Source organism: Methylomonas sp. 2BW1-5-20, from assembly GCF_052474515.1.
The window spans coordinates 53,520-68,723 of record NZ_CP184128.1 but is presented as its reverse complement, the minus strand read 5'-3'; the positions used below and the strand labels follow the sequence as shown (position 1 = coordinate 68,723).

8 protein-coding genes and 1 pseudogene are annotated in these 15,204 nt (G+C 49.5%); 3 read left to right on the top strand and 6 right to left on the bottom strand.

Annotated features, from left to right (window positions below):
• Nucleotides 1–128 precede the first annotated feature (128 nt).
• On the top strand, nt 129–4,736 hold the full coding sequence (locus tag ACH50O_RS23095) for a PAS domain S-box protein (protein WP_446812273.1): 4,608 nt from the start codon (nt 129–131) through the stop codon (nt 4,734–4,736).
• 22 nt (nt 4,737–4,758) lie between these two features.
• Nucleotides 4,759–6,390 carry a response regulator gene (locus ACH50O_RS23090; RefSeq protein WP_446812272.1) on the top strand — a complete coding sequence of 544 codons (1,632 nt, stop codon included), beginning with the start codon at nt 4,759–4,761 and terminating at the stop codon, nt 6,388–6,390.
• Nucleotides 6,391–6,426: 36 nt separating this feature from the next.
• Here ACH50O_RS23090 and ACH50O_RS23085 read toward each other — a convergent pair whose 3' ends face one another.
• The 3 genes and pseudogenes from ACH50O_RS23085 to ACH50O_RS23075 all read right to left on the bottom strand — a co-directional run.
• Nucleotides 6,427–7,338: a diguanylate cyclase domain-containing protein gene (locus ACH50O_RS23085; protein ID WP_446812271.1), complete on the bottom strand. Its 912-nt coding sequence runs from the start codon at nt 7,336–7,338 to the stop codon at nt 6,427–6,429.
• 371 nt (nt 7,339–7,709) lie between these two features.
• On the bottom strand, nt 7,710–11,909 hold the full coding sequence (locus tag ACH50O_RS23080) for a PAS domain S-box protein (protein WP_446812270.1): 4,200 nt from the start codon (nt 11,907–11,909) through the stop codon (nt 7,710–7,712).
• 50 nt (nt 11,910–11,959) lie between these two features.
• A pseudogene (locus tag ACH50O_RS23075) lies at nt 11,960–12,188 on the bottom strand (DUF4158 domain-containing protein); the annotation flags it as partial.
• 250 nt (nt 12,189–12,438) lie between these two features.
• On the opposite strand from ACH50O_RS23075, the gene ACH50O_RS23070 reads away from it, so the two are divergent.
• On the top strand, nt 12,439–13,005 hold the full coding sequence (locus ACH50O_RS23070; protein WP_446812269.1) for a recombinase family protein: 567 nt from the start codon (nt 12,439–12,441) through the stop codon (nt 13,003–13,005).
• 22 nt (nt 13,006–13,027) lie between these two features.
• Here the strand turns inward: ACH50O_RS23070 and ACH50O_RS23065 are convergent, their stop codons facing one another.
• The 3 genes from ACH50O_RS23065 to ACH50O_RS23055 all read right to left on the bottom strand — a co-directional run bounded on the left by ACH50O_RS23065 (nt 13,028) and on the right by ACH50O_RS23055 (nt 14,878).
• Entirely contained in the window at nt 13,028–13,639 is a 612-nt protein-coding gene (locus ACH50O_RS23065) for a hypothetical protein (RefSeq protein ID WP_446812268.1), read from the bottom strand.
• Nucleotides 13,626–14,084 carry an exosortase family protein XrtM gene (xrtM, locus tag ACH50O_RS23060; protein WP_446812267.1) on the bottom strand — a complete coding sequence of 153 codons (459 nt, stop codon included), beginning with the start codon at nt 14,082–14,084 and terminating at the stop codon, nt 13,626–13,628. Before xrtM ends, ACH50O_RS23065 begins: the two co-directional genes overlap by 14 nt.
• Nucleotides 14,085–14,269: 185 nt before the next feature.
• Nucleotides 14,270–14,878: a hypothetical protein gene (locus ACH50O_RS23055; protein WP_446812266.1), complete on the bottom strand. Its 609-nt coding sequence runs from the start codon at nt 14,876–14,878 to the stop codon at nt 14,270–14,272.
• Nucleotides 14,879–15,204 lie beyond the last annotated feature (326 nt).

The following is a 15,204-nucleotide window of genomic DNA, read 5'->3' as shown; positions in this document are numbered from 1 at the left end:
CACTCGGCGAATGCTGTTCTCCAACATGAATCGCTGAAAAAATCAGCCTATCGATTAAACTCATCCAACCAGGCGTTGCTAACTGATAGTTTGTAGCGGGTCTCTGTCTTCTGTCAGGAAGTATTCTTATGATCACATTGCCAAATGTCTCAAGGCGGCTAAAACTATTCCTCTCGATTCTGTTGCCGTTTGCGGCCTGCTTTCTGCAGATCCTATTCTGGGATGTCATCCAGCCATTCGTTTTTTTATTATTCTATCCGGCGGTTTTTTTTAGCGGCAGATTGGGCGGCTTAGTTGGCGGCGTGCTGGCGACTCTCATTTCGGCGTTGTTGATAAACTGGTTTTTCATCGAACCTACACATAGTTTCGCTTTCAGTAAATCGATACATATTGCAGCCGTTGCGGTGTTTTGCATCGTCGGCTGTTTGATGGCATTGGTTCACCACCAATTAGAACGTAACACCAGCACATTGTTGGAAACCCAGCGCAATTTGCAACATGCTTTAGCAAAAACGCATGTTGCCGAAGCCCGTTTCAAAGCTATGTTTCAACAGTCTCCATTGGGAACTGCCTTGATCGATTCTCATACCGGACATCTGTATGAAGTCAACCAAACCTATGCGGACATCGTCGGCAGGCCGTTGGAACAACTCACGGACATTGATTGGATGCAAATCACGCATCCAGACGATATTCAAGCGGACCTGGACAATATGACACGCCTGAACGCCGGAGAAATTGACGGATTTCAGATGAACAAACGCTATATCCGTCCCGATCAGTCAATTGTCTGGATCAGCATGACGATTGCCCCTGTCAAAGTAAGCAATGGGGAAAGCCCAAGACATTTGTGCTTGATCAAAGACATCACCCAACGTCTGGAAACAGAAAAACAGCTCGCCGAAGCGCAAGCCATCGCCGCCAAATTTCATAGCGAACAGCGCTACGCTGCCTTGGTTGATCAGGATATTGTCGGTATCGCCGAAGCAGATCTTGCCGGTAGGCTCACGTTCGTCAATGATCGCTACTGCACAATTACCGGCCATACGCGGGAGCAATTACTCGGCAGGGAAGTGTTGTCGATTACGCATCCGGACGATAGGGAGCATAACGCGGACCAGTTTGCGCATATGGCGGCCAGCGGCAAAAGCTTTGTCATCGAAAAACGCTATGTGCGTGCCGATGGCGAAATTTCTTGGGCTTTGAATACCGTTTCGGCAATCCGCGATGAGTCAGGGCTTCCAGTCACTTTCTCGGCCATGGTATTGGACATTACCGAGCGTAAACAGCAAGAAAAACGCCTGCAACAAACCCTGGACCTTCTCCACTTAGCCGAGCGATCCGCTACTGCCGGTGCCTGGAGTTGGGATATAAAAAGTGGCGAACTGGAATGGTCGGACGCGCTTTTTATACTGTTCGGCTTATCTCCGGAAACCGCCTCGGCCAGCTTTGACACGTGGCATTCGGTATTGCATCCCGATGATAGGGAAGAGGTTGAAGATAAAATTACCCTAGCCATCCGGGATCACCACCCCTTAGTCACGACGTATCGCATTGTGCTGCCCGACGCATCGATTCGCTGGATCGACACCTATGGCAACGCCAGTTACAACGCAGGCGGCGAGCCACTACGGTTTGCCGGCCTATGTGTTGATGTTACCCAGCGCAAGCAAACCGATAGTTTGCTTCGCGACAGCGAGCAACGCTTTCGCAAGCTGTTTGAACATTTGCCCGTTGCTTACCAATCCCTGGATATCGACGGACGTTGGCTAGATTGCAACCAAAAAATGGCGGATTTACTGGGCTTCGACTCGCCGGAACAAATGCTCGGTTTGGACTTTGTCGACTACTGGCACAAAGCATTGCGAGAAGGATTTACCCCGACGGATGATCAATTTAAAACCATCCATAACATCGATGGCGAAATTCAACTGTATCGACGAGATGGCCAGTTGATCGATGTAATCGTTGCCTGCCGTATTCAGCGCGATGCGGAAGGCAAATTCATGTGCACCCATAGTGTGGTCATCGACATCTCGGAACGGCATGCGCTGGAAACCGCGATGCGTGAATTGAACGCCGGTTTGGAACGGAAGGTGGCGGAGCGCACTGAAGCGCTGCGGATGAGTGAAAGTCGAGCCAAACAAATTTTGGCCAGTCATCCGATCGCGGTGCTACTGGTTGATAAACAAGGTATTATTCAAGAAGCCAACAAGAAAGCCGGCGAATTGATTCGTTGCGCACCGGAAGCCTTGCTGGGTTGCTCAGTCGATGATTTGATTCCTTCGGTTAAGCGTCATAATCATGCGCAGCATCGCGCCGATTATGCCCAAAGCCCGCAACATCGGCAGATGTCCGTGAACCGGGAAGTCTCGGTGCTGGCAAACGATGGCGTCGAAATTCCGGTTGAGATTGGCCTGGGTCCGATCATGCTGGAGGGCGTACCGTATGTCATTGCCGTGTTAAACGATATCTCCCAACGTAAGCAGGCCGAACAGGCGCTTCGAGAAAGCCAGGAAAATCTCGCACGAGCACAAAAGGTCGCTAAAGTCGGCAGCTGGAAATTGGCTGGATCAACAGACTATTTTGCGGTCTCCGATGAAACTCGCAGGATTTTTAATTTTAAGGGTGAAGGTTTAGTGGCTTACGCCGACTGGTTTACCCCCATCCACCCCGACGATCGAGCCGTGGTGGAAAGCGCGTGGCACGCGGCCTGTCAGGGAGTTCCTTTCGAAGTGGTTTTTCGTATTGAAGTCCAAGGTCAACTAAAGTGGATCAAGGGGATGGCCGAATTGACTTTCGATGCGTCGAATAATTTGATTGGCGGTATCGGTATTGTCCAGGACATTACCTCGCTCAAGCAAGCGGAGCTGCAAATCCGTGAGGCGATGCAATATCTCCAGTTGGCTACCAAAGCCTCAGGGATAGGAGTCTGGACCTGGAATATCAGCAGCGGTCAAATTGAGTGGGATGATCGTATGCACGAGCTTTACGGAATAGACAACGACGGTAGCGCTATCTGTTATGAACTATGGCGGTCTCGCATACATCCCGATGATTTACTCGAAACCGAAGCGGCGCTTAAAGTAGCCGTTTCTAACGAAACCAGCTTTGCAAGTGTATTTCGAATCGTATTACCTGATGGCCGGATTCGCTATATCAAGCCTGATTCCATCTTTGAATACGACTTCGACGGTAAGCAGACTAGATTAATTGGTATCAATCGTGATATTTCCGAGGAGATCAAACAACAGGACATCCTGCACGAAGCCCGGCAAGCCGCGGAAGCAGCCAATCAGGCCAAAAGCAGTTTCTTGGCCAATATGAGTCACGAAATCCGTACGCCAATGAATGCCATTATCGGCTTGTCTTCGTTAGTGCTGGATACCGAACTGACGCGGCAGCAACGCGATTATCTCGGTAAGGTGCAAGCCGCCAGCAAATCTCTTCTAAGTTTAATCAATGACATTCTGGATTATTCCAAAATCGAAGCGGGCCATTTACATTTTGAAAAAGCGCCATTTCGACTAGAGGACGTCATCCACAACACGACACTCTTGTTCTCGCTCAGGCTGGAGGAAAAAAGCCTCACGTTTACGGCCGAATTAGCGACCGACCTGCCATCAGTCTTGATTGGTGACAGCATGCGCTTGGAGCAAGTGCTGAACAATTTGCTCGGCAATGCCATCAAGTTCACCGAACAAGGCAGCATTAGCCTCAAGGTGGAATCATTGCCCTTGCCCGACGCAAGTCCAAATGTCGCAATCCTGCGCTTTAGCATTAGCGATACCGGCATTGGTATTCGACACGAACAGCTGGCACAATTATTTACGCCGTTTACTCAGGCCGATACGACGATTAGTCGCCGTTTTGGCGGGACTGGTCTGGGCTTGTCTATTTCCAGGCGCCTGGTGGAACTGATGGGTGGAGAAATTGGCGTCAGTAGTATCGAAGGCCAAGGTAGCACCTTCACCTTTACTGCCCGCTTCGAATCCGCTAGTCCTCAGCTTGCTGCTACAGTCGAAGCCAATAGCTTGGCCGATAGCCGAACGTTGGAATCAAGCTCACTGATCGGCACCATCCGGGGGGCGGAAATTCTGTTGGTGGAAGACAGCCCTACCAATCAGCTGGTTGCGCAGATGTTTTTGGAAAAAATTCAACTTAACGTGACATTGGCGGTAAATGGCCTGGAAGCGGTCCATTGGGTGAGCAGAAAAACCTTTGATGCGGTGTTGATGGATGTACAGATGCCCATCATGGACGGCTATGAAGCAACTCGGCAGATTCGCGCACTGCCGGAGGGTCAGCAGCTACCGATCATCGCTATCTCCGCATCGGTGATGGCGGATGCCAAACAAGCCTGCCTGGAAGCGGGTATGAATGACCATGTGCCCAAGCCCTTTAATATTGAGCTGTTGACCAAGAGCTTGCTGAAGTGGATAAAACCCAGGGCGCATCAATCAGCGCCACTGTTGGATATGAATTCCGAATCTACAATTGTTCAACCGAAGCTCGTCAAAATAGACCAGGCGGCAATTCAGCCTTTATTGCTGGCGTTGGAGCGATTTCTCAGCGAAAACATGTTGGACGCCAAGAAAGTGGCGGAGCGGATAGATACGCTGTTAGACAACACATCGCTAGCCACCGCATTCTTTGCGGTCAGCGATCTCGTTAGAAAAATGCGTTTTAAAGATGCGCTATCGGCATTGGACGCGTTTAAGCGCCAGCTGGACTAAACCTTAGCCATTAGGATGACACATGAGCGAATTTGCCGCTAAATCCCGACCACTCATTCTTATTATTGACGACATCCTCGACAACGTCGAAGCGGTCGGCGAAATATTATCCGCCGAGTATGCCATTCAGTTCGCGACTTCGGGACCGGAGGGGCTGGATCTAATTAAGAGAAAAGCGCCGGATTTAATCTTGTTGGACGTGATGATGCCGGAGATGGACGGCTATGCGGTATTTGCCGAATTAAGCCGCAATCCGGAAAACGCCAGAATCCCGGTTATTTTTGTTACCTCCCATAACGATATCGAGAATGAACTGAAAGCGTTGAGCGTGGGTGCGGTGGATTTTATTTCCAAACCTATCATTCCGGAAATAGTCCGAGCCCGTGTTCATACCCACTTAAGCTTACGCCAACGCGAACGCGATGTTCAACAACTCAATACGCTACTTGAAAGCAGAGTTCAGGAGCGTACCCAGCAAGTTCAATCTCTGAATAGCGCACTCGAAGAGCGTGCTAAACAAGCGGAAGCTGCCAGCAAAGCTAAAACGCTGTTTCTGAATGCGATGAGTCACGAGCTGCGTACCCCGATGTCGGCCATCATTGGTTTTAGTCATTTATTACTGCAAAAAATCACAGATCCTGCCGCCGTTAACCAACTTTCAAGCATTCGCAAGGCCGCCAATCTTCTGTCCGATACGATCAACGAGATTCTGGAGTTTACGCAAATCGAATCAGGGGGAATGACTAAGGTAAGCGATGATTTTGATCTGGCGGATATTTTTCGGCATGTCAATGATAGTACTGAAGATCAAGCGATGGCAAAAAATCTCAGGTATTCGAGCCGGATTGATCCCAACATTCCGCGACATCTGATCGGTGATCCGCTCAAACTGGAACAGGTATTGCGCAATTTGATCGCCAATGCGATTAAATTTACCCGCGAAGGGTCAGTCACCATAGAGGCCAAGCTCGTCAGTCGGTCTGAACAGGCGGTTGATATTCGAATTTTGGTTCAGGACACAGGTATTGGGATCGAGCCGGCTAAATTGGAGCAGATATTCACCCCCTTCGAGCAAGCCGATACCGGTCTTACCCGGCAATATGGCGGCGTCGGGCTTGGACTGTCGATCAATCGCAAGTTGATTGAAATGATCGGTGGCACAATGGGTGTGGCTTCCGAAGAGGGTAAAGGCAGTACGTTTTGGGTAGCGTTAACGCTGAAGTTAGGCACACCACCCGTCGATCATTTCCTGAGTCTACCGGCAGTGCAAATGCTGCGGAGCTTAATGCCCAAGCCCCGTGTTTTGTTGGTGGACGATGATTCCATCAATCGAAGTATTTTTGGCATGTACCTGGATGATGCCGAACTGCCATTTGATACAGCCGGTGATGGTGCCGAAGCCGTTTCCAAAGCCCAAAGACATCCATATGCTCTGATCTTGATGGATGTCCAGATGCCGATCATGAACGGTTTAGATGCTACCAGAGCCATCCGACAGCTTCCGGAGAAAGCGCTAACCCCCATCCTGGCGATATCGGCCAATGCGTTTGATGAAGACCGAGCGCGCTGCTTTGAAGCCGGCATGAATGCGTTTTTAGCCAAACCCGTTTTACCCGATCCATTCCACGCAGAGCTGGCCAAGTGGCTAGTGTAATCAATAACTGTTTGAGTCGTGGTCCGGATTTAATTATTACGACGCCACACAATTTCGACCATTGGATTTTGCCTGATAGAGCTGCTGGTCGGCCGCTTGCAACAATGCCGAGGCATCCGTCATTTCTCCTTTTGGCGTGTGTGTGGCAACTCCCACAGAGATCGTCACTATGGGGGCGACCAGAGAATGTTGATGCGGAATTTTTAACAATTCAACGGAAACGCGCATCCTTTCACCCGTCGCTATGGCGCCCAATTGATCAGTTTGGGGCAGGATTGCAATAAATTCTTCACCGCCGTATCGCGCAAGTAAATCAGCAGGACGGTTTAACGCACTTCTCATCGCGCGAGCCACTTTTTGCAAGCAGGTATCGCCGCCGCCATGCCCATAGTGATCATTGAATTGCTTAAAGTAGTCGATATCCATGATAAGCACGGAAAGCGGTATGCGCTCGCGTTGGCTGCGCTTCCATTCGAGTTTGAGTTGTTCGTCAAAACGGCGGCGGTTTGATAGATGTGTTAGCGCATCTATCATCGCGAAGGACTCGAGCAAGTCCGCGCGACGCTTAAATTCGATATGATTCTTCGCCCGCATCCGGACCAGCGCTGGGTTAAAAGGCTTTTTGATGTAATCAACGGCCCCTAGTGTTAGCCCAACTCCCTCATCATCGTCCGAATCCTTGGCGGTCACGAAAATAACCGGGATGTGGCGAGTGACATTGTTGGATTTTAGTCGTCTGCAAACCTCAAACCCGTCCATTCCCGGCATCATCACGTCTAAAAATATGAGATCGGGAAGATAGGATTCCGCCAACGCCAAGCCTTCCAACCCTGATGTCGCAAATTGAACCAGATTGTCTGTCGCTAGTGCATCTCCCAAGACTTCAACATTGTTGGGAATATCATCAATGATAAGAACTCGTGGTTTTGAGAGTGTCGTACTGGGCATGGCGATTTATGGAGTGTTAATAGGCATCATTTTGAATGGTCTCTAGTTTCCCTTGGGTTGAGGATGTTTAAAACATAGTACATTTTTGTATATCGACTTAATAACCTAGCTCTTTACTATCGCAGTCTTATTAGAATCGATGGCCGACTTTGGGTTGGAACGGGTGGCTGGTTTGGAGTGTAATATGCACCACTAATAATGAAAATTTCCGCACCCTACGAGCAAATCTGCCAATGCAGCGCTCATTTATCACTAAGTGCGTTAACGCATAGAGCCATTCCCTTTGGAGCCGGCTTCTTAAACAACATTTCATGCACGAATTCGCACAGCATTCTGGACACTGTAACGATGCAAATAACCCTTTATTGATCTTATTGCGCGGACCAATTCATTAAGACAATCTCAAGCTGGTCAACCGCTATCGGCTTGCCAAACAGGTAACCCTGGAACGCATTACAGCCGTGACTGTTCAGGAAGTCTAGCTGCGCCTCCGTCTCCACGCCTTCCGCAATGACCTGCAGGCCCAGGGTTTGGCTCATGGCAATAATGGTGTTGACGATGGCAGCATCGTTTGGGTCCGTGACGATGTCGCGCACAAAGGATTTATCGATCTTGATCTGCGCTAGTGGCAATCGCCTCAGGTAGGATAACGACGATTGCCCGGTGCCAAAGTCATCGAGTGAAAACGCTACGCCCAACGCTTGCAAAAGCTGCATTTTTTCGATCGCGTCTTCGACATTATCGAGCACGATGCTTTCGGTCAATTCCAACTTGACTCGGGCTGGATTGACCCCACTTTCCTGTAATACTTGTTGGACCTGGACGACGAAGTCAGGTTGACTAAACTGACGCACGCTGACGTTCACCGCCAAAGTCAGGTCACGGGTCAGAGGATCCCCCTGCCAAGCAACCAATTGCGCGCAAGCACTCTCCAACACCCATAAGCCAATGGGGACAATCAAGCCTGTTTCCTCAGCCAGCGCTATGAATTGATCTGGATACACAAATCCCCTGGTGGGATGCTGCCAACGCAGCAGCACTTCCGCACCCAAACAGTGCCGTTGACTGTTAACTTGCATCTGGTAGTGGAGCTCAAGTTCCTGATTGCCAAGAGCAAGGCGTAAATCTGCCTCAAGTGCATTGCGATTATCCAATATCACCTGGGTTTTTGGATCATAAAAGCGAATGGTGTTACGACCGGCCGCCTTGGCCTCGTATAACGCCACATCAGCATGTTTGACCAAATTATTCTCTGTCTCGGCATGACCGAGGTATAGGCTGATACCGATGCTCGCCGAGCTATGGTATTCCCGCAGACCCAGTCGATATGGCCGTGCCAGCGTTGCTAAGATCTTTTTCGCTAAATGCTCGGCTTGGCTGGCAGCCTCCGCCGGCAGGTTGTCTAATCCCTCAAGAACGACAATAAACTCGTCGCCGCCCAAGCGGGCCACAGTATCGCCTTCCCGTACCACACCTCTCAGACGCAGCCCCACTTCAGTCAACAGTTGATCGCCGACGGCATGTCCCAAGCTGTCGTTGATCTTCTTGAAGTGATCTAAATCAAGCATCAGCAATGCCCCGTGACGTTCGCTACGTTGGCTGGACGCCAATGCCTGCCGCAAGCGGTCCAGGAATAGACGGCGATTGGGGAGGCAGGTCAGGGGGTCGAAGAAGGCGAGTTGATGGATTTCCGCTTCAGTCTGTTTGCGAAGGCTAATGTCGGTAAACACGCTGACATAATTCAACATGTTGCCATTATCGTCCCTTATTGCCGAGATTGTTACAAATATGGGGTAGATCTCACCATTTTTGCGGCTGTCCCATATCTCGCCAGACCATCGACTGTTCTTGGACAGATCTGCCCACAGGCCTCGGTAGAAGGCGGTATCCTGTTGACCAGACTTTAGTATGCGTGGATTTTGGCCAATGACCTCTTCCTCGGCGTAGCCCGTGATTTCTTCGAAGGCTCTATTGACGCGAATAATATGCGCATTGGCGTCTGTGATTATGATGCCCTCATGACTCTGGAAAGTAACTGCAGCGATGCGAAGATTCTCTTCTATCTTTTTACGATCTGTAATATCCCGAATGATTGCCCACATTGCCTCGGGATTGCCATTCGCTCCCTTAAGCAGGTAAGTCTTTAGTTCCACGGGAATGATCGTTCCGTCGTTGCGGATGTATTCTTTTTCATAGACCTCCGATCCGCCACTGATAATAACTTGTTCCTCAATAATCCTGGATTCAAAGACATGCCACTTATCAGGCGTAATTTTCTGGTAGGTCAAAGAAAGCATTTCCTCGTTCGAATAGCCGAGCATCTCCTGAAAGGCATGATTCCAATCTGTAATCGTGCCTGACATGTCTACTTGAGCATACGCATCACTCAGGCTTTCGTGGAGTTTACGAAAACGCTCTTCGCTTACTCTTAGAGCGTTCTCAGATTGTTTGACGTCAGTAATATCGATTAGCGTCACCAGATGGATTGCATCGAGTCCCTCCGGTAACGCAGTGGCAGATACCAAAGCAATACGGGTATCACCCAAATTGGTTACAACTTTCACTTCCAGCGGCTCAAATTTACCACCCTGCTGCAAGACGACATCGATATGCTCTTGCCAGTCCCGTTGAACCTGTGCCCGATAAGTGGGATCGGGATAGGCCTTAGGCCACCAGTCGGCTGTAGAGGGAATGTCGCTCAACGTATAGCCAAACGTGCGGATGAATGCGCCATTCAAATAGGTGATATTCAATGCGTCATCGTTAAGCGCCATCGGGATAGGTGACGCCTCGATGATGGCCTGAAACCGTTCCGAGGCTTGTCGTAGAGCCTTTTCGAGTCGGACGCGTTCGCTGATATTTCGGAAGATGGTGGCAAACTGATCCGGAATGGTAGAGACTGTAGAAATAGAGAAAGTCTTATCGAGAGGTGAGAAATAAGTCTCGAATTGCAAGGGCTGCCCTGAGGTTGCGACTTTCGCGTATTGATCGAGATAGGGTGCACTGCCATAGACTTGCGTGGCAGTTTTACCGAGCACGTCTTTTATACGCAATTCGGTATGTGCTTCAAATGCCGGATTAACATCTAGGATGATATAGTCAATCGGTTGCCCTGACTCATCGCGCACAATTTGATGAAGCGCAACCCCCTCGGTCATGTTGTTATACAGAGAACGGAACCTTACTTCGCTCTTCCGGAGCACTTCTTCACTCTGCTTGCGTGGGGTAATATCGGAATGCGTGCCACACATGCGAAGCGGTTTGCCTGCTGCATCGCGCTGCATCACGCTGGCTTGGTCGAGAATCCAGATGATGCTGCCGTCCTTACGCAGCATCCGATACTCAAGGCGATGGACATTTGCACGCCCCTCCAGAACTGCATTTATAGAATCCCAAGCACGGTTACGGTCATCGGGATGGATAAAATCCGTCCATTGCTGGGTCGTCTGTTGGATGTCCTCATGACTATAGCCTAACATGGTGGCCCATCGCTCGTTGCGCGACACCGTATCAGACGCGATGTTCCAATCCCAGAAACCGAGTTCCGCACCATCAAGCACAAAGCGCAGTTGCTTTTCGCCGTTTTCCAGCGCGCGCTCAGCTTTATTTTGCTGGGTGACATCGTTGCCAATCCCCAAAATGCCGATAAGTTCGCCCTTTTCGTCACGCATCGGAATCTTGGTGGTTTTCAATAGTTCTCTGTGTCCGTCGGAGGCAAACGTGATTTCCTCCTCGTTAACCGAGCGGCCGTTCTTTTCCATTGCGCGGAGATCGTTGGCCCGGAAGAAATCAGCAAGCGCCTTGTTAACGAAGTCGTAGTCCGTCTTACCAACGATGTCCCGCTCGCATGCGCCGAAAAATTGCTCAAATCGATGATTGCACGCCAGGTAGATGCCGTTAATATCTTTCAGCCAGATCAGATCCGGAAGCGTGTCGATAAGCGTGCGTAGCATGGATCGTTCACGCATTGTCGCTTCCTGCGCGGCTTGTAATGCCTGCTGGTCCTCCAGTTGATTCTCCTGGTCACGAAAGAATAGGCACAAAAGCATGGTGGCCGGGGGATAGAATAGCAAGAGTACCCACCAGGCTTGTTCAATGAAGGGAAAGCCCGCTTGATCGGGAATCTGCGTGAATGCGGCTAGCTGAATCAGTTGCACCATCACACCCAGGGCCAGATAGTGCAGCATGGATGGCGGTGTTTCGCGTTGTAACCACCATTGTCTTGCCAGCCCCCCCAACAGGGCGGATAGAACTACGATCAGAATCCCGGCGGGCGCCCCGACACCGCCCAACTGATAGCGATAAATAGCGGCCATAATCACCGCTATCGATGCAGTGATTGAACCTCCGACGACGCCCGCCACTGACAGCACAATCGATCGACCATCAAAAATAAGCCCGGAAGCAAAAATCACCGGGTTGAGCATGCCCAGCAGGGTCACCCCGCCGAATAGGAGCCCAAGGGATATTTGGCGATTTAATCCATTCTTATGAAATTGCTTGAGGAGAATCTGCCCAGTCGCCACCAGAGCAATCAGGAATGCGATGTTGTTGATCAGGTTAATTAGCATGAGTCAATTTTTAGCTCAGTTTAGGCTTTAGCTTTATTGCAGCAAATGATATCCGCCTTCACCCTTTGGAAGCTGAACAAGAAAAAATAATTGACGGCCCGGTAATAACCAAGCTGCAAGATATAGTCAACTTTACGGGCGGTGTTGTTTTCGAGGCTATCGAGTATGGCAATGTCTCGGCATCGGGGCGAACAGAAATGACCGTTCTTCATCATCCAGCGTAGGTATCGCATAAAGCGCGTTGATTTCGTCCCGGGTTAATATGTTCAGTCGTGCCATGCTGTTTTGTATCTTTGCTGTTGGTTGTTATGGCACGAAATATTCCGAGAAGTCATTTTGTCGCTGTTCCTCTCAATAGTCTCTTGGGCAATACCCGTCTCTGAAAAATAGAGCTTTGGCGAATCTCGTCTATCAATAGGCATTGGCCTTGCGATAGATTCGGCTGCCACCCTAAAAGCCTACCAATAGATACGTTTTCGAATTATGATAGACACACTATCACAATATCTTAAATCCTAGTGAGCGAAAAATGATCATCGGCTACGCCAGAACCTCAACACTCGATCAAATGGCCGGTCTTGAAGCACAACTGCGGGAACTCGAAGCGGCCCAGTGCAAAAAAATCTTTCAGGAGCAAGTGTCTTCCGTCGCCGTCCGCGTACAACTTGAAGCCGCTTTGGAATTTGCGCGGGAGGGCGATGTGCTGGTGGCCACCAAACTCGACCGACTGGCTCGATCAGTGGCCGATCTCATGGCCATTATCAAAACGCTGGAACAAAAGGCAGTCGGCTTACGGATTCTAAATCTCGGCATGGATACCCAGACCCCAACCGGCAAACTGATGTTGACCGTGTTGGGCGGTGTGGCGCAATTTGAGCGGGAAATGATGTTAGAGCGGCAACGGGAAGGTGTTGCGAAAGCTAAAGCCGCGGGCAAGTACAAAGGCCGTAAGCCTTTGGATGATGCGTCACGTCGAGAGGTTGTACGACTCGCTGAGAGCGGTTTAGCAAAAACCAAAATTGCCCGTCAATTGAGCATCGGCGAGGCCACCGTCTATCGAATTTTAGCCGCTACGAAAAAAATGAACATTGCTTAGCAGGATGAAGACCACCGTCGTTTCAAGTCCGCAGCAACCCACGCTGAACTTGTATACACAACCAAGCCGCCGCAATCCCCAACAGCCAGCAGCCGCCCAATTCGCAAAATACCATCCAGTCTACAAACCACGGTACCAGCCGTGGATTTTGACCCGCCTCGGCAATGTCTTGAAAGGAGACTTCCAATTTGCCTACCAACAGTGCCGGTAAAGTGGCCATGACCACCAATACAGCCGTCAGCAAACCCAATGCTATCAACAATAATCGCTGCCGCCAGCTTTGCACCGGCCAAACCAGCAGAATCGAACCTTCGATAACAAAAGGTACAAAGCTATGCAGCAAATGGGCCGATGACGTCAATTCGCCGCCAGACTGTATGTAATGACTCGAGTTCAGATAAATCGGCCGCAGCACCCAGGCCGACAACTCAATCGAGTAATCCAGTTGAGATTGCGCCGATTTAACAAGCTTTAAGCCGGGCGCCAGATCGGAAGCCAACGTGATCATCACAGCCTTAAGCAAGGGGAATAGTCCCTTTGCTAGCCATTCTCCAAGATACAAAACCAAGCCGGACAACACCAGCCAGGCCAACAAGCCTTTTAGGGTTAGAGAAAACAGCTCACGCCGGCTCATGATTTTGATCTGTCGAACCGAACGCCCACCAGGCAAAATAGAAGCATCCTAGAACGACCATCAACGTCGGTGCCACATAGGTATGAATCAGCTGAAACCAATCCGGATGATAAGCGATGATGAAATATAATGCGGAGATACGCAGTAGATTGAGGCTATAGATCAAACCGATGCCCAGCAGCAAACCGAGCAGTTTCCGCTTCAATCCGGACGGAAACACCAGAACGGCGGAAATCACCAAAAATAACACACCGGCGCCGTCACAGCCGCGCACGATCTCCAGATCGGCCTTGGCGGAAAGCAGATGATTTTGTTTGGCCAAAACCTGTTCCAGCGGGGCGAAAAAGTTGATCAAATCGGCGCAAACCGCCACCACGCCGTGGTAGTAGATGACATTGGCAAACAGGTCGACCGGAATCTTGAAATAGCTGTAGTCGAGCAGCATGTAGCACCCGACGAATAGGATGAATTGCAGCCATTCATGGCGACCATATAGGCCATAACCTGCAGAAACTAAGTTATGTGAAAACAATGGCGTTACCAAATTTATATCGTATTCAAGATGCCGTGTGTCAGTTCAATGATCACAGGTGATGCCAGCTTCAAAGCCTAAGGTGTTAATGACTTTACTCAGACAACAGAGGACGTGGTATTTGTATTGGGAGCCGTGCGTTTCATATCTCGTTCCTTTGGCAAGCGTAGATCTTCCGCTAAGCGGCCACCAGCATCGAAATATGGCGCCGCTTCTGGCCCAACATAGACACCGGAAAATCGGAAATACTCGAAACGCTTTTTGATCGATTTCTTGAAGGCGTTAAAAATCGTAAGGGAATCTGGATGAACGGAATTCGTGGACAACCATCCCTGAAGAAAGCCTTCTCCCCATTCTGCGCTCTTATAAAAGCCGCAAGGATCAAAAAAAATAAAGCGATAATCTGGATTTCTTACACCCCAGTCCGGCATGAATCCATATTTTTCGGGTACTTGTCTGCTAGCCCAAAATTTGAATGGCAATTCTGCGTTGACGGGCAAAACGAGAAACCTAGTTTTACAAGAATTTGGCCATTTGCAAAAATCAAAATCAGGTACCTCTAAAGGTGACAGATACACTGGAAAGTCCGGTTCAAGCCGCCATTCCTCCACGGTATATTTCAAGTCTAATTGGGATGAAACATCCGACAAGATTAGAGAATAATCGTTTTTAGTTGCAAAGTGATAGACAGAATGACCTCTAGCCATAAAATTTAATTATTTTCCTTTCGAATACACTGAGCGTATCATATTCGTATTAGATTTATTTGGATAGATAACAAAACCACCATAATCCGTCATCTGGTACCAAGCACTTGTTGCGCTGCTCGGTCAGCTGCGTTGGGTTGCTCTTTTTGCAACCCAAACAATCGAAGTCTTAATGTGAACGAAGCGGTACAAAGTATTGATCCCAGAATGATGGTCTTTAAAGTAATCTTTTTAGTTTCAGTGTACGCAACATTAAATGTTGGGTTGCAAAAAGCGCAACCCAACCTACGCTGCTGAAAACGCGATAAAATCGCCAAATGCGATGC